Origin of the sequence: Streptomyces sp. SAT1 (assembly GCF_001654495.1) — a bacterium.
Taxonomy (GTDB): Bacteria; Actinomycetota; Actinomycetes; order Streptomycetales; family Streptomycetaceae; genus Streptomyces; species Streptomyces andamanensis.
In genome coordinates this window covers 7354277-7375877 of sequence record NZ_CP015849.1, presented here as the reverse complement: position 1 = coordinate 7375877, position 21601 = coordinate 7354277, and the positions used below count along the sequence as shown (strand labels likewise).

The window sequence follows — 21601 nt, the reverse complement described above, 5'->3', positions numbered from 1 at the left end:
GCACGTACGCACGCGCCGTGTGCCGCTCCGCGGCGGCGGTCGCGGTCAGCGGTCCTGCGCGCCGTGCGGCGGCAGCCGCCGTGTGATCCGGTCGAAGAGATCCGTCAGCGGCTCGCCGACGTCCCGGCCGAACTCGGTCAGCCCGTAGGTGACCTGAGGCGGTGTCGTCGGCTCGACCTTCCGCCAGACCAGGTCGTCCTGGACCAGCGCGCGCAGCGTCTGGGCGAGCATCTTCTCGCTGATGCCCCGGATGCTCTCGCGCAGCTCGTAGAACCGCAGGTCGTTGTTCCGCAGGGAGATCAGCACCCAGACGCCCCACCTGCTGGTCACATGGTCGACCACGTCACGCGCGGGGCAGTCCGTGTGAAACACGTCATACCGCTCCCCCGCCCCGGCCTGCCTGTCCTGCACGCCTCCCGCCATGCCATGAGCTTACCCGGAGGTACGTCCTTACCAGGAGTTAGCCCGTGCTCCTAGCGTGACGAGCGCACAGAACCTCTGACGAACAACCTCTGGCGAACAGCCTGTGACGAACAACCTCTGACAAGGAGCTACTCATGATCGTGGTGACCGGGGCCACCGGGAACATCGGCCGGCCGTTGACGCGGGCGCTGGCCGAGGCGGGACAGCGGGTGACGGCGGTGTCGCGGCGCCCGGCGCCGGTGCCGGACGGGGTACGGCACATGGTGGCCGACCTGTCCGAGCCGGCCGGCCTCAGGCCCGCGCTGGAGGGGGCCGACGCGCTGTTCCTGCTGCTCTCCGGCGATCTGCACGCCGCCGGAGCCAGCCCCGCCGACATCCTCCGGGAGGCCACGGGCAGCGGGGTCCGGCGGATCGTCCTGCTCTCCACACTGGGTGTGGTGACCCGGCCCTTCGGCGCCACGCGGATCGCGATGCGCGCGCTGGAGGACACGCTGCGCGAGTCCGGCGCGGACTGGTCGATCCTGCGGCCGGGCGGCTTCGCCTCCAACGCCCTGTGGTGGGCCGAGTCCGTGCGCACGCGGCAGCTCGTCGCCGCGCCCTTCGGTGACGTCGGGGTGCCGGTCGTCGACCCGGCGGACATCGCGGCGGTCGCGGCGGCCTGCCTGCTGGACGACCGCCACACCGGCGGCGTCTACGAGCTGACCGGCCCGGAGGTGATCACTCCCCGTCAGCAGGCGCGGGCCCTCGCCGACGCGCTGGGCTCCCCGGTGAGGTTCCAGGAGCTCACCCGCGCGGAGGCCAGGGCCGCCATGGCGCAGAGCATGCCGGCGGAGCTGGCCGACGACACCCTGGACATCCTCGGTTCGCCGAACCCGGCCGAGCTGCGTGTCAGCCCGGACGTCCAGCGGGTCCTCGGCCGCGCCCCGCGCCCCTTCGCCGACTGGGCGGCGCGCAATGTGGCGGCGTTCCGCTGACGCATGGCCGCCCCCGGTCCCGGATCCTTCTTCGCCCGTCCGGGACCGGGGCCGGTCGCACCGCCTACACGATGACCGCGTCCGGGCTCGTCAGGCTCCGCGCGGCCAGTCCCGCCGTCCTGCCGTCCTCGGGCGCGCGGGCCGGTGGGACGAGGTCCTCGTCGCGGAGCAGGTCCGCGGTGATCTCCGCCGCGGACCGGTGCCAGAAGCCGGCCCGGCGCAGCATGGCGTGGTCGCCCCCTCGCACCAGCACCGCGCCGGCGCACACGCCGCGGGCGCGGGCGCGCCGGACGTAGGCGACGGACGCGGCGGGGCTGGTCACCCGGTCCCGGTCGCCGTGCACGACCACGAGGCGTCTGCCGCGCAGCTGGTCGACGGGCTCGTCCTCGACCACCCAGGGAGCGAGCGCCAGGACGCCTCTGACCTGAGGATGGCGGGACGCCGTCAGTGCGGCCCGACCTCCCATGGAGTGCCCGATCAGTACGACGGGCACCGCGCCGTAGGCCCCGGTCAGCTCGTCCAGCGCGGCCAGGGCGTCCTGGGCCGGGTCGCCCTCGTTCCAGCCCCGGTGCCGGTAGCGCACCTCGCCGAGGAGCACTTCCTCGGGGGAGACAGCGGATGCGGCGGACCGGAGCACGGGGCGCATGCGCAGTGCGGCCGGGTGCCAGTGCCGGGGGCGCGCGCGGCTCTCCTCCTGGCCGCCGTGCAGCGTGAGTACGGCGGCCCGGACCCGCGGGGGCAGGTGCCGCACCCGCAGCGGGGATCCGCCCGTGTCCCCCCGGTGCTGTGCCGTCGCCGCCATCGCTCTCCTCCCCGGCCCGCCCCCGGACGCTCCCGCCGGGGATCCGTGCCCGCCCACGGGCCGGACCGGCCCGGACAGGACGGTCCCGGCTCGGCTCACCGAAGTCCGCCCGAGTTACGGAGTGCCAGAGTACGGCCGCGCCCACGTCGGCGGCGACGACGCACGACGCCGGGCGGACCGTCCTGTGCGGACGGTCCGCCCGGGTGCACCCGCCCCGGGACCGGCGCCGACCACGGGCGCGCTGAGCGGGTGGAGGTCCGGCCCGCCCGCCGGCTCGTGGCAGCCGGGCGGGCCGGACGTCTGGTCGCGGCGGATCAGGGCTGGTTGGCGGCGGTCACGTTGACCGCCGCCCAGGCCTTGTCGACCGCGGCGTACTCGGTGCTGGTGGTGCCGTAGAGGTCGCCCGCCGCCTTCAGCGTCGCCGTGCGGGCGTCGTGGAAGTCGGTGGTGGAGACCATGTACCGGGTCAGGGCCTGGTAGAAGACGCGCAGCGCCTTGTCCCGGCCGATGCCCTGGACGGTGGAGCCGTCGTAGGTGGCGGAGTCGTAGGTGACGCCGTTGACGGTCTTGCGGCCGCTGCCCTCGGCGAGGAGGTAGAAGGCGTGGGAGGAGACGCCGGACCCGGCGTGCACCTCGGCGTTCACGGTGGAGGTGCCCCAGTAGTCGACGGTGCCTTCGAGCCGGTCGAGGGACGGCTTGTCCAGGCGGCGCAGGAAGCCCTGGTCCAGACCGAGCTGCTCGCCCATCAGGTAGTTGCCGGTCTTCGGGTTCGTGCTGAACTCGGTGGCGCTGCCGAAGATGTCGGCGAGCGACTCGTTGAGGGCGCCCGGCTCACCGTACTGGTTGCCCCGCGAGTCGACCCGGGTCGGTTCGAGACCGGCGGTGGCCGCGACGACGCCGTGGGTGAGTTCGTGGCCGGTGACGTCCAGCTGGACCAGCGGCTTGGTGAAGGTCTGGCCGTCCCCGTCGCCGTAGATCATGCAGTGGCAGGTGTCGTACCAGGCGGCGTTGCCGTAGGCGGTGCCCCAGTGGACCACGCCCTTGGGGCCGACGCCGTCGTTCTGGATGCCGTTGCGGCTGAACGTCTTCTTGTAGAAGTCGAAGGTGGCGGTGAGCCCGTGCGAGGCGTCCACCGCGGCGGTGGCGTTGTCCTTGGTGGTGCCGTCGCCCCAGGTGTCGTCGGAGTCGGTCAGCGGGGAGGCGGCGGTGAAGATCTTCGCGTCCTCGCGGGTGGCGTGCCTGGCGTCGCGGATCTCGGCGTCGCCGCGGGTGGTGTCCTTGAGCAGGTACGTCCGGGCGGCCGTCTGCGTGGTGTCGAGGGTGACGGTGCCGGAGAAGAGGGACAGGCCCTTGCCGACGGCGGGAGCGGGGTAGCCGGAGCTCCTGCCGGACGGGCGGACGAGCGCGCTGCCCGCGGTGCTCCTCGGGCGCGGGGTCTCGCCGCGCTGGTGGAGGCGCGTCACGACCCGCGGTGACAGGAACCCGTCGACGGTGGGCGTGCTGCGGAGCACGGCGCCGGTGGCCGCGTCGACGAGCACGGTCCGGGCGGCGTCGGGCGAGCCGTCCGCGGCCGTGACGTCGACCTCGTACGCGAGGGTGCTGGTGCCCGCCGTGTGATCCACCACCAGCCGGGGCGCGGCGGCCTGCCCGCCGCGCACCTGGGCCGCGGCGTGCTTCTCGGCCTCGCGCGGGGTGAGGTCCGCGGTGGTGGAGGGCAGGGAGACCGCTCTGCCCGCGGCGCGGGTCACGCCGAGGTAGGAGGAGTCGGCGCCGAGGTGGACGACGAGGTCGCCGCCGACGACCGGCACACCGCGGTAGAGCTGGGCGAACCGCACGTGCCGCTTGCCGTCCTGATCGGCCATCACCTCGACGGCCCTGAGCCGCGTCTGTGCTCCGACCCCGGTGGCGGCGGCGTGGGCGAACGCGGCGGCCTGTGCGGCCTCGACGGTGGCGGACGTCCGGCCGGCCGCGGGAGCCGCCGTCGCGGGGGTGTGTCCGGCCGGTGCGGCCACGGCCGTACCGGCGGTCGCGGCCAGGGCGGTGGCGGCGACGAGGGCGAGAGCCGTTCGGGATATTCGCGCGGAACGCATGCGTGGTCCTCGGAAGTCGAAGATGTGGGGAGTGGGGAGTGCGTGCGTCTCGTCCGAGTCGGCCGAGGCGCCCGCTGCCGAGGACCCTGACATGCTTGGCATGCGCACGTGAAGAAGGTGGCGGCGCAGATTGCCGAACCCTTTATTTCCGCAGCTCATTGTGAAACGGCCGCCGTGCGGGCGGGGCCGGGCAGGAGCCGCGCGCACGACACGGCGGCCGAGGAGATTTTTCGTTATGGCCGCACGGCCGCGGGGTCACCCCCGGCATGACGCACAATCACGACCGCCCGGCGGTGCCCACCTCACCGCCCGGGACCGCGCCGGTGCCGCCCCGGGAGACGGTGTGCCCACGGCATCCGGCCGACAGCGAGCCGCACGGTGTACGGCGCGCGGATCCGTACGACGCGCGGGAGGCGCAGGCGCGTTCGGCCCTGGCAAGGGTCTGGGCGCGCGTCGCTCCCCTGCTGCCCCCGCCCGCCGAGCGGCGGTCGAGGCATCCGGGCCGAAGGCCCGTGCCCGACCGGGTGGTGCTGTCCGTGGTGCTGCACGTGCTGCGCGAGGGCATCCCCTGGCACACCGCCCGCACCGGGGAACTGGGGTGCTCCGGTGTGACCGCCTGGCGCCGTCTGCGCGTCTGGGCGCGGGCGGACACCTGGCCCCGGATCCACGAGGCCATACTCCGTGAACTCGACGGTCCCGCCCGCCTCCGCGCCGTGCACGCCCTCGGGGCGGCGCGGTCGAGGGCGGACGGCACCGCCGCGCACCCCGGACCGGCGCCGTTCGCCGCGCCGCCCAAGCCGCGCCCCCCATCGCCCACGGGCACGTCGCCCACGGGCGGCGAGGACGACGACGCGCTGGTCGCGGCCATCACGCGCGCGGTGACCGCGGCGGACGAGGCGGTGCTCGGACCGCTGCTGAGGCGCCTGGCCGGGCGGGCCGACACACGCGTCGTGCTGCGTCTGGGCGAAGCGCTCGCCGTGGCGTCCGCGAGCGGCCGGACCGACCGCGCGTCCCGGACGGAGCACTACGAGCCCGCCAGCACCTCGGTCCACGCGCGCTCGCTGCCCGAGACCACGAGCCCCACGCCCACGTCGGTGTACCGGCAGTCGACGAGGAGCTGACGCATGTGGTCCTCCGCCCATTCCCGTGCCACCGCCGCGGCGTCCTTGTCGCCGAACGCGGTGGCCTCGCCGACGGACGTCCAGGCATACCCGGCCGCCGTCACCCGCTCCCCCACGTCGGCCGTCCGGCCGCCCGGCGGGTCGACGGTGCCGCGCGCCGCGACGGCGCGTGCGTCGCTCTGGGCCACCCGGGTCAGCCGCGGATCGGTCCGCAGGGGCGCGCAACCGCTGCTCGCGCGCAGCGCGTTGGTCCGGTCGAGCAGATCGCGGCGGCTCGCGGCCTCGACCGCCCGCGCGGTGGCGACCGGTGTCGAGGCGGGGGTACGTGCGGGGGCGGGGGCGGGGGCGGACGGGCGGGCGGGCGCGGAGGTGGTCGCGGCCGGCCGTACGTCGGGGCTCGTGGGCGGGTCGGGGAGGGCCGGTGGTTGCGAGGCGGCGGGGGCGGTGGCCGTGGGGCGGACGGGCGGGGCCGCGTCGGGCTCCTTCTCCGGTGCCCGGTACACCGTGATCAGGAGGGCGACGGCTGCCACCGCCGCCCCGGCCGCGGTGGCCTTGGCCGCGGTGCCGGGCCGGACGGCGCGCCGCCCGGCGTCCAGCACGCGGTGGACGGCGGCCGCTCCGTGCGCCGCGCCGCCGTGGGCGGCCAGGGCCGCCGTGCCGTGCCCCGTGAGGGGGGGCGGCGTGCAGGGCGAGGGGCACCGCCACCAGTCCCATCCCGGCGAGCAGCCCGTCGACCGGGAGCAGGTCCCTGGCCGACCGCGCGCATCTGTCGCACCCGCGCAGGTGGCGGGCTATGCGCTTGCGCCACAGGGAGCCGGGGGTCCCGTCCCATGTCCGGGTCAGCGCGGCCAGGGTCCGGCACCCGTCGCGGGATCCCGTCGCCCGGACGACCTGCCGGCACACGTCCAGTTGCTCCTTGACCCGCTGCACCCGTACCCCGGTGTGGGCGCGGGAGAGTCCCAGTGCCTCGGCGACCTCCCCGCGGGTGAGTTCACCGGCCGTCTCCAGCCACCACAGGGACAGCACCTGGCGGTCGGAGGGGTCCAGCCACCGGGCCGCCTCGGCGACCTCCCGCCGCTGTCCCGACAGTCCCAGGCGCAGGATGGTCAGTTCGGCGAAGTCCCCTTCGACCGCGTCCACGGCCGCGGCGTCCAGGGGCAGCGGCCTGCGCTGGGCGACCGACCACCTCCGGCGCACCTGGTTCATGGCGATCGCCACCAGCCAGGCCCGGAACCTGGCCGGGTCCCGCAGCCCGTCGAGACCGCTCAGGGCCCGCAGCAGGGTGTCCTGTACGACGTCGTCAACGTCCGCGTGGCCGTTCAGTGCCCGGCCGACGACGTTGTAGACCAGGGGCAGATACGCGGACACCAGCCGGTCCCGCGCCGCGGGATCCCCTCGTCGGGCCGCGGCGACGAGCGCTGTCTCGTCCGTGCTCTGTTCGCGCATCAGCTTCCTTCCGGTCTCCGCACCACGGGTGCCACGATAGGGAGACCCTGCGCGATCCATCGCACAACAGGAATCGCGGACGCGGCTCGCGTGACGTCCGTCACAGCCGCTCGCAGTCCGGGGCGGCGAGCGGCGTCACGACGGCGGAGAGAGCGGCTCGGCCGGGGGAGTCAGGCCACCGGGCCGGACTCCCCCGTTCATCGCGCCACGGCCTCTTCCGCCTTGGACCAGTTGGCGTGCAGCTTGTCCAGGTAGGACCGGGCCTGGCTGCCGGGCCGTACGCCGCGGGCGAATGCCAGCATGTTGCCCGCGCCGGTGTTGTAGCCCAGGGCCAGCAGTTCGTCCTCGCTGAGGGAGCCGGTCCGGTGGGCGGGCAGTTGCGTCCTGAGGTCGTGCAGGTACCAGGCCGCCGCCTCGATGGCGAGGTTCCTGTCGTCAGGCAGCTCCGACCATCGCCGGTCGGCGAAGTCCCGGCCCTTCTTGACCTGGTCGAAGGTGGCGCGGTGCATGTTCGCGATGCCGAAGGCGGCGTCCGGCTTGTACTTCTGCCACGCCCGCTCGAAGGCCGGATCGTGGGGTTTGTACGCTTCGTTGCACAGGATCGCCATCAGCAGCCGGGCGCTGACACCGGCCCGTCCGGCCTGGGTGCGGACCTCGGAGGCGTAGGCGGCGGGATCGTACGCGGCGGAAGTCCCTGACGCCGAGGGCGCCGCCGGGCCCGCCGGAGAGGACGGGTGCGAGACGGGCGTTCCCCCGGAAGGCGGGGCGTCGCTCCGGGAGAAGTGGCCCGTCCGCACAAGGGCACAGGCCACCAGGGCGAGGACCACGGCGGGCAGCCAGAGGCGCCGCTTCGGTTTCCGGGACGTCGACATGCCACCTTCTTCTCTCGCGCCCCGTCTTCGGCCGATGACGCACGTGTACGGCAGGACGGACGGCCTCCCGGTCCCGGACCCGGCCGGCGGGCGGACCCGCTTGCCCCGCCGCCGGAGCCCGGGGCCGGGCCGGGACCGGGACCGTCGCCCGGTCAGTCCTCGTAGTAGTTGTTGACGACCACGTCGGGCTCGTCGTCGTCGAACGCCTCGTTCAGCAGGGCGCCTCCGACGAGACCGGCCGCACCGGCACCGATGAGGGCCCCGGTGCCGAAGCGGCGGCCGCCGCCCTGCTGCTGCGCGTGCTGGTCCTGGTACGGCTGGCCGTATCCCTGCTGCGGATAGCCCTGCTGGGGGTAGCCCTGTTGGGCATGACCCTGTTGGGGATAGCCCTGCGGCGCACCGGTCTGCGGGTACCCCTGCTGGGGCGGGGTGTAGAAGGGCGGCGCGGTGGTCTGCACCCGCTGGGCGCAGCCGCCGCACACCTGCACGGGCCGGGGCACGCCCCACTGCGGGGACCAGGTCACGGTCGTCTCACCGGGGCCGTGGTGGGGGTCGAAGAAGCATGTCACGGGGGAACTCCCTGAGGGTTGCGGTGATACTGCCGCCGCCGGGGCGGCCGGGGAGAAGAGGGTCGGTGTCGGCACAGGTGCCGTGGGTGCCGGTGGAACGTGGACGGGCGGCGTGTGCACCGGTGGCGGGGAGGCCGGGAACGCGGCCCGGTCCGATCCCGGGATCGGGGCCGGGGTCAGGGTCGGGGCCGGGGCCGGGGCCGAGGTCGGGGCCGGGGCCGGGGTCGGGGCCGCCGGGGGCGGCTCCTCCAGGACGCCCACGCCGTAGTCCGTGGCGATGCCGGCGAGCCCGGAGGCGTACCCCTGGCCGACCGCGCGGAACTTCCACTCCGCGCCGTGCCGGTACAGCTCGCCGAAGACGAGCGCGGTCTCGGCGGACAGACCGCCGGGCGCCAGGTCGTAGCGGGCCAGTTCCGTGCCGCTGTCCCGGTCCAGGACACGGATGTGCGCGCGTCGCACCTGCCCGAAGGACTGCCCGCGGTTCGCGGCCTCGTAGAGGGAGACCGGGAAGACGATCTTCTCGATCTCGGCGGGGACCCGCGTGAGGTCGACCTCGATCCGCTGGTCGTCCTCACCGACGGGGCCGCCGCTGCCGCCGTGGCGGACCGAACCCTCCGGGCTGGTCAGGTTGTTGAAGAAGACGAAGTGCTCGTCGGAGGGCACCTTTCCCGACCGGTCGCACAGCAGGGCGCTGGCGTCCGGTTCGTACCCCGTGTCCGCCTGCCAGCCCAGCCCGACCGACACGGCAGTCAGACCCGGGGCCCGCTTGCTCAGCGACACATTGCCGCCCTTGGTCAGGGTCACGCTCATCCATGTCCTCCGCGACTGCTCACGCTCTCGAATCCACCACGGTCAACGGCCCCGAGGGCCCGTCAGTTCCTCAATTGCGCAATCAAAATGATGAATCCTTGCTCGCTCCCCCTCCGGCCGCCCTTTCCCCGCCCCGCCCCGGTACAGACCGCCCCTGCGCCGTCCGGGGGACGCGTGGGCATCAGCGCGTCCGCCCGGTGGTAGGTCTGGCCGGTGTCCGGACACGTCGGTCAGCCCCCGGACCCCGGTCACCCGGCGACGGTCAGGAGCGAAGAATGCCCTCAGCCCCGCAGCTCGGCACGCCGACGGCGACCGGCTGCCTCTGCGCCAACGGTGGCGCCGGGTGCTCGACGAGCACACCGTGCCCACCCAGCGCTCGCTCATGGCGGCCTGGCTCGGCTTCGGCTGCACCTTCGGCACCGTGCGGCTGATCACCCACGGCATCCGGGGCGGCTGGCTGCCCTGGGGCGACATCTCCACCGGCGGGACGCATCTGCACCACTACAACTTCGGTATCGCCACCCTCGCGGGTGTCGGACTCGTGGCCGTGCGCGGCGACCGGGCCTACGTCGGCCACCCCGGGCTCGGCGCCGCCTACGGCGCGGGTTCGGCGCTCATCGCCGACGAGTTCGCCCTGCTGCTCGACCTCAAGGACGTGTACTGGGCCCGGCAGGGGCGCGTCAGCGTGGACGTCTCGCTGGGCATCCTCAGCACACTGGGCCTCTATCTGACCGCCGCGCCGTTCTGGCACGAGATCACCAAGGTCACCCGCGACCATCTGCGCGCACGTGCGGCCGCCGGGATCTGAGCGGCACGGTGCCGTGAACAAAACGGTGCACGTCGGCACCCCGTGGCGACGGGGTGGTGCGCGGTTCGGCCGCTCCGGCTCCCGGCCCCGGGCGTCTACTTCTCGCGCCCTGCCGGGCGCTCCTCCCGGTAGCCGTCGGCCTGGACGGTGAACAGCCGGGCGTAGGTGCCCCCGGCCGCCAGGAGCGTGTCGTGGGTGCCTTCCTCGGTGATCCGGCCCTCGCGGAGCACGACGATCCGGTCGGCGTCACGGACCGCGCCGAGCCGGTGCGAGACGAGCAGGCTCGTTCGGCCGGACCGATACCGGGTGAGCCGCAGGTGCAGGTCGTGTTCGGCCTCCGCGTCCAGCCCGGAGCTCGGCTCGTCGAGGATCAGCAGATCGGGGGCCGGCCGCAGGAAGGCGCGGGCCACGGCGAGCCGCTGCCACTGGCCGCCCGAGAGCGACGCACCGGTGCCCGGGTCGTGGCCCTGGCCGTCGGCGAAGATCCTGCTCAGAAAGGTGTCGAAGCCGCGCGGCAACGCGTCGAGCGTCCCGTCGACGCCGGCCTGCCGGGCCGCCGCACGGAGCCTGGGCCGGTCGCCGAGCGCCCGGACGTCGCCGACAGCGATGTTCTCGGCGGCGGTCAGGTCGTAGTGCATGTAGTCCTGGAACACGGCGCCCAGCCGGCGGCGCAGCTCCTGGGCGGGGACCCGCCGGATGTCCAGGCCGTCCCACAGCACCGCGCCGCGGGTCGGCTCGTAGAACCGGCACAGCAGCTTCACGAGGGTGCTCTTGCCCGCTCCGTTGGGTCCGACGAGAGCGACGGCCCGGCCGTGCGGGATGAAGAGATCCACCCCGCGCAGCACCCAGGGGAGGTCGTCGTCGTAGCGGAACCAGACGTCCCGGAACTCGATGCCCTCGCGCAGCTCCGGCAGCTCTCGCCGGCCCCGGGACCGCGGGCGATCCGGCGGGCGGTGGACGAGGGGGTGCGCGCCGTCCTGCGCCGCGGCCGGTTCCGGGCCGGCTCCGACGACGGCGAAGTAGTGGCGCAGCATCAGCAGCAGGTGGTGCAGGTCGGCCAGGGACCGTACGAGGCCGGACTGGGCGGCCTGGACACCGGCGACTCCGGCGACGAACATCGAGACGTCACCGACCGTCAGCTGCCCGCGCCGTGCCGCGAGTGCCGCCCAGACCAGTCCGGCGCCGCCGATCAGCCCGCCGAGCAGGGCCAGAGCGCCCTGGGTGGCCAGTTCGCGCCGGTCGGCCGATCGGCGCTCGGCGTCCGCGGCGCGCCGTTCGCCGAGCATCCGGTCCCGGAAGAACCCGCCGGCGTCGAAGAGCCGGATCTCCTTGGCGGCGTCCAGGCTGCAGAGCAGCAGTTGGTAGAAGACCTCTCTGCGCTGGGCCGCGTTGATGCGCCAGTCGCTCAGTGCCCGGCGGCGGGAGAGTCTGAGTTCGGCCAGCAGCCCCGGCAGCGCGGCGGCCGCCACCACGGCGGTCATGGCGGGACTCACCATCCACAGGGCGCCGACGAAGCCCGCCGCGGTGAGGGCGCCGCCGAGGATCCGCAGCCCGGACCGTACGGTGCCGCCGATGGCCTGGGCGCCCGCGGACTGGGCCATCCTCAGCCGGTCCTGGAAGACGGGGTCCTCCAGCCGGGACAGTCCGGTGAAGGAGTTGACGACGGTGAAGAGCGTGTCCAGTGCGGTCAGACCGGCGGCCCGGCCCAGATGGTTGCCCGCGAACGTGGTGAGGGGCGGCACGAGCGCCGCCGCCAGGCCGAGCCCGGCGAGGGCCAGGGCGAGCCCGAGGAGGGCGCCGCCGTCCGCCCCGACGAGACGGTCCAGTACGAGCCGGGTCACCCAGGCCACGGCGACCGGCAGGCCGGACGCCGCGACGGTGAGGACGAGCAGGGCCGCCGTGCCCTGGGGCGAAGCGCGCCAGGCCGACGCGGCGGCCCTGCGGGCCGAGGCGAGCGCTTCCCGCGGCCGGAGTCTCTCCTCGGCCCGGGTCATGTGCCGGCCTCGGCCGGTTCCGCCGGACGGCCCTCCCGCTCCGCCCGGTGGGGCAGGGTCCGGCCGCTGTTCGCGACCCGCCCGCCGCGGCCCATCTCGACGTAGGCGGGCACACCGGTCAGGGCGAACGCGTTCGTCAGCTCGTCCCCGAAGTCGCAGGTGACGACCCGGGCGACCGGCGCCAGCCGTTCCAGGTACGCGCGGACGCCGTCGCCCGAGTCGTCCTTGCCCGCATCGCGCACCACGACCGCCAGGACGCGTCCGGGACCGTGCCCGCCGGCCCGCTCGGCCACCAGAGGCAGCAGTTCCTCGCAGGCCGGGCATCCCGGTGACATGAAAGTGACCAGTTGGCCCTCGGACAGGTCGTCCCGGGTGAGGGCGCCGCCGTCGGCGTCACGTGCGGAGAAGGAACCGACGGTGGCACCGGCGGCCAGGACCGAGCGGAAGATGTCCGGCGACCGGCTGTCCGCTCCGTCCGCCCGCCGGGACAGGCGGCGGATCACTCCGTAGGTGAATACCAGGTTGAGGACGCAGAGCAGTCCGACGAACACGACGCTCGCGATCAGCCAGTCCATGAGGGTTCGCCCTTTCCTGTGACGAGGCGTGGCCGCGCGCCGGTGGCCTGGACCCGCTCGGGTTCCGCGCGCGGCAGGCGGCGGACGACGACACCGATGATCTGCTCGGCGCGGAAGTAGCCGCAGAAGCGGGAGTCGAGGCTTTCTTCGGGGTTGTCGCCGAGCAGGACGATCCGGCCCCGTGGCACCCGCTCCTCGGGGAGGTCCCGCAGGGTCGGCGCGCCGTCGCGCGGCACCGGGTCCCCCGGTACGGCCGCCGCGCGCTTGATCATCCAGCGTGACGGACTGACGGCGCCCCAACGCCCGTCGGCGGGCGGCCTGGTGACGACGAGCCGTCCCGCGGCGATGGCGGCGAGCCGCACGCGGTGGACCAGCACACGGTCGCCGTCGGCGAGCGCGGGCACCATGCTGGAGCCTTCCACCGTCACCACGAGGTAGCGGCTGCGGATCAGCGCGACCGGGATCAGGCAGGCCGCCGGCACGGCCCACAGGGCCGCCGTTGACGCCTTCACCGGGTCGTCTCCGCGGTGGCGTCGATCGGGGCGTCCGTCGCCGTGAAGAGGTTCACCAGTTCGTCCAGGGTCACCGTGATCAGGGCGAGGACGGCCGACACGCCGATGGTCAGCAGGAGCCCCGCGGACGGGGCCGCGCCCGCGTGCGGTGCGGCCGGCGCCGCCGCCGTTCCGGCGAGAGCGACGGTGACGAGGATCAGGTTGCGTACCACGTGCCGGGGCGCGATCCGTGCCGCGCCGGCGCCGAAGCAGTGGCAGGCGGTGCCCGCCTCCCGGCGCAGTGCCCCGGTGAGTCCGGCCGTGAAGGCCAGCAGCAGCAGCGCGGCGAGAGCGAAGCCCGCGACGGCGGACGCCGGAACGGCCAGCAGGACGACCACCGCGGCCTCGGCCGCGACCACCGCCGCGGCGACCGGTGCCGTACGGCGCCGAAGGGCGGGCACCAGGTGTCCCACCGCCTCGCGGAAGCTTCCGTAGGCGCCCGCGCCGCGTGCCTTGCCCAGGACGGAGCACAGAAAGACCAGGCCGAGGAGGACCCGGCCGCCGACGACCGTGCAGTCGACCGGATGATGCACAGCGATCCCAACCTTCCACCACGGCGGGGCGCGTCCGCGACGGCGGGCGCCCCGCGGACAGGGCTTCCGTCCGGACCGGGTCCGGCTTTCGAGCCGGCCCGGTCCGGACGGGAGACAAGTGGTCCAGGTGCGCGAGTGATGTCCGTGTCCACGCCCGGCACATGCCGCGCGGGACCCGGATCAGGTGTCCCGTGACCTCTCGTCGCCGGGGGACGTCACGCACCGGGCTGTGTGCGGTCAGCAGCCGCCGCAGGTGATGCGCTGCTTGTCGTTGCACGGGTCGACCTCGTACAGGCCGTTCCGGTTCTTGCCGCAGTAGTCCTTGAAGCAGCCATCGGGCTGCCAGCAGGAGAGGGCCGCCGCGGCCTTCTTCGGGGCCACCATGTCCATCAGCCGGTCGGACACGGTCTGGAGTCGGATGCGCATGAAGTGCTCCTGGTCTCTTGGGTGGTTGGCGAGGACGGTGCGCATGGTGCGCCGGCCCCGTCCGGTGCGTGGAGCGGGGAGCGGGCCGGCAGCACAGAGCCTGCTGAGCGGGGCGCGCTCAGGCAACGGATCTTCCCTGTCCCGGACAGGTGCCGTGCTGTCCGGGCTGGTCAGGGCCTTGTTCGGAAACGTCCCGGACAGCCGGGACCGAAAAGAACGGCCGTTGTGAGGGGTGCCACGGCCGCAGCGTACGGCTTCCCAGCGAGCGGCCGATCACCTACGACACCCCCCGCGTTCGTCCGCGCGTGCGGGCAGGGGGACCGTGCCGATGTCTGGCTGGATCTGCGGGAACGCATCGCGGCGCAGGGCCCCGTGGAGGCCGCCGTCACCGTCGTGGGGGCCACCGGCTCCGCGGTCACGGGCACCGCTTCCGACCGCCCCCCGTCGCGGTGGCGGCCCCGGCTCCGTCCGCGACAGAAGGGAAAGGCTGTCTGACGGTCATGCGGGACAGCCCGGTGAAGGGGATGCTCTAACGGTGAAGGGGATGCTCCAACCCTGGAACGACTGCGGCCGGGCCACCGTCTTCCGGGTGGAAGCCACCGCGGACGACGTCGCCACGGGAGCCGAGGTGGTCGAGGAACGGTGTACCGGCGCGGCCGACCAGCGGTTCCTCATCCAGACCGGCTGACGGTCCGCGGCGGTCGCCCGCTCTCCCGCCGTGGCCGGGCCGCCGTCCGCGCGCTGCGGCAGGGCGGGTTCGCGGGCACGTACGGCGGCACGTACGGCGCCGATCAGGGTCCGGTCCTCCTCGGTGAACCCGGCGATCGCGGAGCGGCGGTGTTCCGTCCCGGTTCCGTCCCGGTGGGCGCGGTCGACGGCGCAGCGGACGCACCGGGCCACCTCGCCGCCACGGCGGTCCGCCGCCGGATCAGCCCCGGCCCCGGCCCCGCTCCGACCCCCGTCCTCGGCCGGGGGCCGGGGCGCCCGCGAGGCCGGCCGGGAGGTCCTGTTCCACCCAGAGGGTCTTGCCGTGGCGGGTGTAGCGGCTGCCCCAGCGGGTGGTGAGCTGGGCGACGAGGTACAGGCCGCGGCCGCCCTCGTCGGTCAGCCGGGCCCGGCGCATCCGGGGCTGGGTCGCGCTCGGGTCGGACACCTCGCAGGTCAGGCACTCGGCGAGGATCAGCCGCACCTGCAAGGGGCCGCCCGCGTAGCGGATGGCGTTGGTGACCAGTTCGCTCAGCACCAGCTCGGTGGTGAAGACCAGTTCCTCCAGGCCCCACTCGCGCAGCCGTCCGCTCGCCAGTTCGCGCACCTTGGCGACCGCCGCCGGGTCGGCCTCCAGGGACCAGACGGCCGTGTCCGCCGCGGGGACGCGCCGGGTGCGCGCGAGCAGCAGGGTGACGTCGTCGGCGAGCTCGTGGGCCGGCAGGTCGGCCACGACCTCGGCGACCGCCTCCCGCAGGGGCGGGTCCGGGGCGCAGGCACCGGCCAGCCGCCGGGCCAGCTCGGTCATCCCGCCGTCCAGGTCGCCGCCGATCTCTTCGAGCAGGCCGTCGGTGCACAGGGCCAGGATGCTGCCGGGCCGCAGTTCGATCTCGGTGGCTTCGAAAGGCACTCCGCTGACGCCGAGCGGCGGGCCGGGGCTGACCGGCACGTACGTGACCCGGCCGTCCGGGTCGACCACGGCGGGCGGCGGGTGTCCGGCGGAGGCGACCGCGCACCGCCCGGACACCGCGTCGTAGACGGCGTAGACGCAGGTGCCGCCGATGGCGAGCGGCCGCCACTCGGCGCCTTCCGGCTCGCCGTCCTCGACGACCAGTTCGGCGACCAGGTCGTCGAGGTGGACGAGCAGTTCCTCCGGGTCCAGATCGAGGTCGGCGAGGGTGCGGACGGCGGTGCGCAGCCGGCCCATGGTGGCGCTGGCGCCCAGACCGTGCCCGACGACGTCACCGGCGACCAGGGCGACCCGGGCCGAGGAGAGCGGGATGACGTCGAACCAGTCGCCGCCGACGCCGGTGGAGGAGTCGGCGGGCAGATAGGCGCCGGCCGTGGTCACGGCGGCGTTGCCGGCCTCGGACGGCGGCAGCAGGCTGCGTTGCAGGCCGACCGCGGCCCGGTGCTCGCGGGTGTAGCTGCGGGCGTTGTCCAGGGCGAGGGAGGCGCGGGCGGCGATCTCGCGCAGCAGGTCCAGGTCGGCGGCTTCGTAGGCGCCCCGGTGCGGTGCGCGCCGTACCGTGACGTGGCCGAGGAGGATGCCCCGGGCGCGCAGCGGGGCGGTCAGCTCCGGCGGTGCGGCGGCGCCCGGGTCGGTGGTCTCCTCGCGGGCGGCCAGGACGGCGCCGCCGGCGGTGAGGCCGTCACGGGTGGCGGTGGTGCGCCGCAGCAGGAGCCTGCCGTCGGGTTCGACGGCGGGTTCGGCGCCCGAGAAGACGGCTTCGGCGATCTCGACGACGGCGGTGTCGGCCAGGTCGGGCACCAGGACGGCGGCCAGTTCCTCGCCGGTGCCGGTGACGGACAGGAGTCGGCCGACGGCGGCCGTGGCGCGGTGCAGGAGTTCGAGGCGGGCGCGCGAGCGGTGCAGTTCGGTGATGTCGGTGAACAGGGCGGTCAGTCCGACCACCCGGCCGTCGGGGGCCTGGAGGCCGAACGCCGAGAGGTCCATCACGACTCCGCCGCGCGGGTCGTCCAGCGTCCGTGCCAGCACCTCGCAGCGGACCAGCGGACGGCCGGTCTCCAGCACCCGGCTCAGGTTCCGTTCGATCTCGGCGGCGTCCTCGGGCATCAGGAAGCCGCCCAGAGCCTGGCCGGTGAGGTCGGGCGGGACTCCGGTGTACGGCAGGAAGTGGATGTTGGTGCGCATCAGCCGGAGCCGGTCGTCGAAGACGGCGAGGCCCACCCGGTCCTGCCGGAACAGACCCCGGGTGAGGGCGCGGTCCTGACGCCAGTGGGAGACCTCCGGGGCGGCCGCGCACAGGACCAGGCAGCGGGCCTTCCCGCTGTCCGTCGCCTCGGCCCCCTCGGTCCCCTCGGTCCCCTCGGCCCCCTCGGCCCCCTCGGCCCCCTCGGCCCCCTCGGCCCCCTCGTCTTCCTTCTCCTTCTCGTCCCCGCTCAGGGGGAGCACCCGGAAGACGACCTTCTGCTCGCTTCCGGAGGCGTGCCGGAGCACGGCCTCGCCGTACCAGGAGGCGCCGCTGTCACGGTCCGGTGGGGGCGCGGGCCGGATGTCGGGGTCCCGCAGCAGGCCCCACACGGGCCGGCCGCAGACGTCCTCGGCCCGGTGGCCCAGCAGTTCCTCGGCGGCCGGCGTCCAGCCGACGACGACGCCCCGCCCGTCGAGAACGACGCCGGCCATGCTGTCGGCGAACGGAAAGAGCTGGCTCTCCATAGACGCACCTCGGGGGCTTCCGGTCCCTTACATGGTCTGCCGGATCCGGCCCCGGCGCACCGGCAGCCGCCCGGGTAGGGGCCGGGGCGCGGGCGGCGCGGGCGTGCGCTCCGGAGCCCGTGGCCGCCCCCGGAGCCCAGTGACCGCCTCGGTCCCCGGGCCCGCCCCCGGGCCCGCCCCGCCGAGGGCCGGGTGCGCCCCGCTACGCCGAACGACTGAGGCCGGGGCGCGCGCCGCGCGGGTCCGGGTGCGCGGCGGCCCGGCCCCGCCGTACGCGGGACCGGGCCGCCGTGGGATGTCCGAGGTGCCGTGGCCGGTTCAGCAGTCCTGCCACAGCCGGGTCATCACCCGTACGCCGAAGCGCAGTCCCTCCAGCGGCACCCGCTCGTCCACGCCGTGGAACAGACGGCTGTAGTCGAGGTCGTGGGGCAGCTTGAGGCCCTTGAAGCCGAAGCAGCGGATGTCCAGCTTGGTGAACGCCTTGGCGTCGGTGCCGCCGGGGTTGCAGTACGGCACGGGATGGCCGTCGGGGTCCTCGGCGCGCACGGCGGCGCACATGGCGTCGACGAGCGGGCCGTCGAAGGAGGTCTCCATGGCGATGTCGTGGTTGACCCACTCGCGGGAGACCGAGGGCAGCAGCAGCGCGTCGACGGTGCCGATCAGCTCCTGCTCGTGGCCGGGCAGGAAGCGGCCGTCGACGCGGGCGGTGGCGCGGCCCGGGATCACATTGGTCTGGTAGCCCGCCGAGAACATCGTCGGGTTGGCCGAGTTGCGCAGGACCACCTGGAGGAAGTCGGCGACATGGCCCAGCTTGGCCAGCTCCGTCTCCAGGTCCTCGGCGTCCTCGGTGTCCAGGTCGACGTCGACGCCCTGGAGCCGGGCGGCCTCCTCCAGTACGGCGCGCACCGGCGCGATCAGCCGGACCGGGAAGGTGTGGCGGCCGATGCGGGTGAGGGACTCGGCGAGGTCGGTGACGGCGTTCTCGGTGTTCGGGGACGAGCCGTGCCCGGCGCGTCCGGTGGCCGTCAGCTCCATCCAGGCCATGCCGCGCTGGGCGTTCTCGATCGGGTAGAGGCGGCGGGTGTCGTCGAGGGCGTAGCTGAAGCCGCCGCCTTCCCCGATCGCCTCGGTGACACCGGTGAACAGCTCCGGCCGGTGCTCGACCAGCCAGTGGGCGCCGAACCTGCCGCCCGCCTCCTCGTCGGCGAGGAAGGCGAGGACGATCTCGCGGGCGGGCCGGGTGCCGGTGCGGGCGAAGTGCCGGGCGGTGGCCAGCATGACGGCCACCGTGTCCTTCATGTCGATGGCGCCGCGGCCCCACAGATAGCCGTCGCGGATCTCGCCGGAGAAGGGCGGGACCTGCCATTCGGCGGCGTCGGCGGGTACGACGTCCAGGTGGCCGTGGACGAGCAGGGCGCCGCGGGCGGGGTCGGTGCCGGGGATGCGGGCGATGACGTTGGCGCGGCCCGGGGCGCTCTCCACCAGCTCGGAGGCGATGCCGACGTCGGCGAGGCGGGCCACGACCCAGTCGGCGCAGGCGCGCTCGTCGCTGGTGGGGTTGGAGGTGTCGAAGCGGATCAGCTCCGCGCACAGGTCGACGACTTCCTGCTGCGCCTCCTCGGAGGCGGGGACGAGGGCGGGGGCGGTGCTGGTCATGGTGCTCCTACGGGGGCCGTGCCGGAGGCGGCCGGGGTCGTGGTGCCGGTGTCGCCGGACTGGTCCTCGACGGTGGTGGTGCCGTACGGCCGGATCCAGCCGACGAGGCCGAGGGCGGCGTAGAGGACGAAGGCGGTGAGCAGGGAGTTCAGGGCGGGGATGCCACCGTCGTAGAACTTGCCGACGCAGAACGCGGCGGCCCAGATGACCAGGGACATGGGGACCCAGGTCGGCGAGGTGGCGGGCAGGGTCCCGGCGTCACGGGTGGCGTCGAGCGGGGCGCGCATGCGGCGCACGACCCAGTACTCGGCGACGATGATGCCGCCCACCGGCGGGATGGCGACGCCGAGCACGGACAGGAAGTCGGTGAAGTGGGTCATGATGCCGATGGCGGACAGCACGGTCCCGGCGATGCCGAGGACGATGGTGACCGCGCCGCGGTGCAGGCGCTTGGCGAAGACGACCTGGAAGAAGTTGACGACGCCGAGCGAGGAGCCGTACAGGTTCCAGTCGTTGATCTTCGCCGTGGACATCAGGACGACCAGGACGCCGAAGACGCCGGAGGTGGAGAGCACGATCTGCGAGACCTGGCCGTTGCCGACCATGTGGCCGAGCAGCACGCCGGTCAGGCCGACGATGTACTCGGAGAGGATCATCGACGAGGCGCTCTGCAGGAAGACGTGGCTGCCCTTGCGGTTGTAGCGGGTCATCTCGGGCGAGACGATCGCGCCGGTCATGTAGCCGCCCGCGATGGCGGTGGCGGCGACGGAGAGCGGGATCGCCTGGCCGGGCGCCGGGGAGTGGATCAGCTCGGACAGCGAGTGCTCGCTGAGCGCGTCGGTGACCGACCAGGCCACCATCGCGAAGAACAGCGGGGTGACGATCTTGGCGAAGACGGCCATGTAGCGGAAGCCGAAGATCACCAGGACGGTGATGGCGATGCCCGCGACCACGCACCACAGCCAGGACGGCCCGCCGACCAGGGAGGACACGCTGTCGCCGAAGATCGTGTTCTGGACGCCGAACCAGCCGACGAGGCTGATCGAGATGACCAGGCTGACCAGGGCGGAGCCGTTGCGGCCGAAGCCGGCCCAGCGGGTGAGCAGCGGGGTCGCCAGGCCCTCGCGCATCCCGGCGAGGCCGATCGCGAAGATCACGACCTCGAGGATCACCGCGCCCAGGGTGAAGGCCCAGAACGCGTCGCCGAAGGACATGCCGACGCCGATGGTGGCGCCGAGCGTGAACTGCGAGATGGAGCCCGACTGGGCGAGCCACTGGAGCAGCATGGTCCAGAAGCCGAGCCGCTTGTCGCGCGGGACGCGGGACAGGGCGTAGTCGTCGCTGCCGACGGCTCTGGCGCCACCCTCCTGCGGGGGCGCGGCCGCGTTCTCGTGTGTGGCCATGGTCACGACTCCCTGGGGGCGTTGCCGAGGGTCTGCAGGTGGGCGAGCGGGCCGTAGCGGGCGACGAGGGCGGCGAACTCGGCCTCGTCGTGGAAGTCGAGGCGGCCGCCGCCGTACGCCTTCGCCGTCTCGACGGCGAACCGGGCCGCCGCCGCGATGTCGCCCTCGTGGCTCGCGCCCGTCTGGCAGCCGGGCACCGCCGCGGCGGAGGTCACCGCGACACCGACGACCGGGGCGGAGGTCGCCGTGGCCGGCTGCAGGATCGAATTGATGTGGTGTACACCGTTACCGTACGGGGTGATGTCCTGGGTGGTCACCGGGTACGTGACCAACGGCTCACCGGTGACCACGGCGAGCAGCTCGCCCAGCTGCTCGCTGACCCGGAGCACCCAGCCCTCCTTCACGGTGGGTGACAGGGCGAGGCCCTTGTGGTTGATGATCCGGTTGCCCTTGGTGGTGTCGATGGACAGCACCGCCTCCATGTCGGCGGTGACCTCGTGCCGGTTCATGGTGGCGATGTCGACCGGCGAGTCCATGAACGGGACCGGGTCGTGCGGCGCGGTCGGGGCGTTCGGGCAGATGTGGGTGGCGACGACCACGTCGCCGTCCAGGACGTCGCCCCGGCGGCGCATGTCGAGCAGCTTGGCGGCGGTGGCCAGCGCGGCGACGGCGCCGTCCGCGTCGGAGACCAGCCCGGTGATCTCCGGGCGCGCGCCGACGCCGCCCAGCCGGCCCACCACGCCGAGGGTGCGGGCCGTGCCGCCGGCGGCGCGGCCGCCGCGCCCGGGGATCCGCACGAGGACGAAGTCCGTCGAGCCGCGCTCGCCGGTGACGGTGGTGACCTGGGCGCCGGAGCCCTCGGGACCCGCGAAGGTGTCGAGATGGGCGGCGACGCGCTTGCCGTCGACGTCGGGGTCGTCGAGCAGCTCGACGAGGTCCAGGACGTACTTCAACATGGGCAGTTCTCCTGATCCGCACCCGGGGCGGTGCTGACAGCAGGTTCGGGATCCGTTAACGTTCTCCGCAACTGTTTCCCGTTATCTGCAATACGCGTCTGGATGGCGAGACGCTTCGTCCGGCGCGGCGAGGAGACGGCAAGCGAGGGACAAGCGAGGGAGAGGAGCCGTCCGTGCCTGATCAGCCCGGTAGGTCCGGTCAGCCTG

The 21601-nt window shown here is 74.1% G+C and carries 19 protein-coding genes and 1 pseudogene; 4 read left to right on the top strand and 16 right to left on the bottom strand.

Features of this window, described 5'->3' with window-relative positions; genetic code table 11:
• Positions 1-45: 45 nt before the first annotated feature.
• Entirely contained in the window at positions 46-423 is a 378-nt protein-coding gene (locus A8713_RS31360) for a winged helix-turn-helix transcriptional regulator (RefSeq protein ID WP_064537094.1), read from the bottom strand.
• Positions 424-557: 134 nt separating this feature from the next.
• Between A8713_RS31360 and A8713_RS31355 the strand changes: the two genes are divergently transcribed.
• The gene (locus tag A8713_RS31355; RefSeq protein ID WP_064537093.1) at positions 558-1397 is read left to right on the top strand and encodes an SDR family oxidoreductase; all 840 of its coding nucleotides are present in this window, start codon (positions 558-560) and stop codon (positions 1395-1397) included.
• Positions 1398-1461: 64 nt separating this feature from the next.
• Here A8713_RS31355 and A8713_RS31350 read toward each other — a convergent pair whose 3' ends face one another.
• Entirely contained in the window at positions 1462-2199 is a 738-nt protein-coding gene (locus A8713_RS31350; RefSeq protein ID WP_064537092.1) for an alpha/beta hydrolase, read from the bottom strand.
• 314 nt (positions 2200-2513) lie between these two features.
• Positions 2514-4289, bottom strand: a complete 1776-nt coding sequence (locus A8713_RS31345; RefSeq protein WP_064537091.1) for a M4 family metallopeptidase — start codon at positions 4287-4289, stop codon at positions 2514-2516.
• A 266-nt stretch (positions 4290-4555) separates the two neighbouring features.
• On the opposite strand from A8713_RS31345, the gene A8713_RS31340 reads away from it, so the two are divergent.
• Complete coding sequence (locus A8713_RS31340) at positions 4556-5410, top strand: transposase (RefSeq protein ID WP_079159211.1); 855 nt, start codon at positions 4556-4558, stop codon at positions 5408-5410.
• Here the strand turns inward: A8713_RS31340 and A8713_RS34850 are convergent.
• The 4 genes and pseudogenes from A8713_RS34850 to A8713_RS34780 all read right to left on the bottom strand — a co-directional run bounded on the left by A8713_RS34850 (position 5314) and on the right by A8713_RS34780 (position 9107).
• Complete coding sequence (locus A8713_RS34850) at positions 5314-6009, bottom strand: CAP domain-containing protein (RefSeq protein WP_335743767.1); 696 nt, start codon at positions 6007-6009, stop codon at positions 5314-5316. The two genes, A8713_RS31340 and A8713_RS34850, sit on opposite strands and share 97 nt — an antisense overlap.
• A 364-nt stretch (positions 6010-6373) precedes the next feature.
• Positions 6374-6856 (bottom strand): annotated as a pseudogene (locus A8713_RS34845) (RNA polymerase sigma factor); the annotation flags it as partial.
• 197 nt (positions 6857-7053) lie between these two features.
• Positions 7054-7728: a hypothetical protein gene (locus tag A8713_RS31330; RefSeq protein ID WP_064537089.1), complete on the bottom strand. Its 675-nt coding sequence runs from the start codon at positions 7726-7728 to the stop codon at positions 7054-7056.
• Positions 7729-7880: 152 nt separating this feature from the next.
• Complete coding sequence (locus A8713_RS34780; RefSeq protein WP_064537088.1) at positions 7881-9107, bottom strand: TerD family protein; 1227 nt, start codon at positions 9105-9107, stop codon at positions 7881-7883.
• 343 nt (positions 9108-9450) lie between these two features.
• Here A8713_RS34780 and A8713_RS31320 point away from each other — a divergent pair, with 343 nt between their 5' ends.
• Positions 9451-9915 carry a hypothetical protein gene (locus A8713_RS31320; protein ID WP_237305510.1) on the top strand — a complete coding sequence of 155 codons (465 nt, stop codon included), beginning with the start codon at positions 9451-9453 and terminating at the stop codon, positions 9913-9915.
• Positions 9916-10010: 95 nt separating this feature from the next.
• Here the strand turns inward: A8713_RS31320 and A8713_RS31315 are convergent, their stop codons facing one another.
• From A8713_RS31315 to A8713_RS31295, 5 genes are all read right to left on the bottom strand, one after another.
• The gene (locus A8713_RS31315; RefSeq protein WP_064537086.1) at positions 10011-11909 is read right to left on the bottom strand and encodes an ABC transporter ATP-binding protein; all 1899 of its coding nucleotides are present in this window, start codon (positions 11907-11909) and stop codon (positions 10011-10013) included.
• Complete coding sequence (locus A8713_RS31310; protein ID WP_064537085.1) at positions 11906-12484, bottom strand: TlpA family protein disulfide reductase; 579 nt, start codon at positions 12482-12484, stop codon at positions 11906-11908. The genes A8713_RS31315 and A8713_RS31310 overlap by 4 nt, the downstream gene beginning before the upstream one ends.
• Entirely contained in the window at positions 12472-12996 is a 525-nt protein-coding gene (locus A8713_RS33415) for a S26 family signal peptidase (protein ID WP_064537084.1), read from the bottom strand. The genes A8713_RS31310 and A8713_RS33415 overlap by 13 nt, the downstream gene beginning before the upstream one ends.
• A complete protein-coding gene (locus A8713_RS33410) occupies positions 12993-13568 on the bottom strand; it encodes a MauE/DoxX family redox-associated membrane protein (RefSeq protein WP_064537083.1) in 576 nt (191 codons plus the stop codon). The genes A8713_RS33415 and A8713_RS33410 overlap by 4 nt, the downstream gene beginning before the upstream one ends.
• A 237-nt stretch (positions 13569-13805) precedes the next feature.
• Complete coding sequence (locus A8713_RS31295; RefSeq protein ID WP_064537082.1) at positions 13806-13994, bottom strand: hypothetical protein; 189 nt, start codon at positions 13992-13994, stop codon at positions 13806-13808.
• A 544-nt stretch (positions 13995-14538) separates the two neighbouring features.
• Between A8713_RS31295 and A8713_RS33705 the strand changes: the two genes are divergently transcribed.
• Positions 14539-14682: a hypothetical protein gene (locus tag A8713_RS33705; protein WP_159393141.1), complete on the top strand. Its 144-nt coding sequence runs from the start codon at positions 14539-14541 to the stop codon at positions 14680-14682.
• A 240-nt stretch (positions 14683-14922) separates the two neighbouring features.
• Here the strand turns inward: A8713_RS33705 and A8713_RS31290 are convergent, their stop codons facing one another.
• From A8713_RS31290 to A8713_RS31275, 4 genes are all read right to left on the bottom strand, one after another.
• Entirely contained in the window at positions 14923-17379 is a 2457-nt protein-coding gene (locus A8713_RS31290) for an ATP-binding SpoIIE family protein phosphatase (RefSeq protein ID WP_064537081.1), read from the bottom strand.
• A gap of 318 nt (positions 17380-17697) precedes the next feature.
• Entirely contained in the window at positions 17698-19035 is a 1338-nt protein-coding gene (locus tag A8713_RS31285; protein ID WP_064537080.1) for a M20/M25/M40 family metallo-hydrolase, read from the bottom strand.
• The gene (locus tag A8713_RS31280; RefSeq protein WP_064537079.1) at positions 19032-20438 is read right to left on the bottom strand and encodes a cytosine permease; all 1407 of its coding nucleotides are present in this window, start codon (positions 20436-20438) and stop codon (positions 19032-19034) included. Before A8713_RS31280 ends, A8713_RS31285 begins: the two co-directional genes overlap by 4 nt.
• Positions 20439-20440: 2 nt before the next feature.
• Positions 20441-21394, bottom strand: a complete 954-nt coding sequence (locus A8713_RS31275) for a DUF1177 domain-containing protein (RefSeq protein WP_064537078.1) — start codon at positions 21392-21394, stop codon at positions 20441-20443.
• Between the last annotated feature and the right edge of the window lie 207 nt (positions 21395-21601).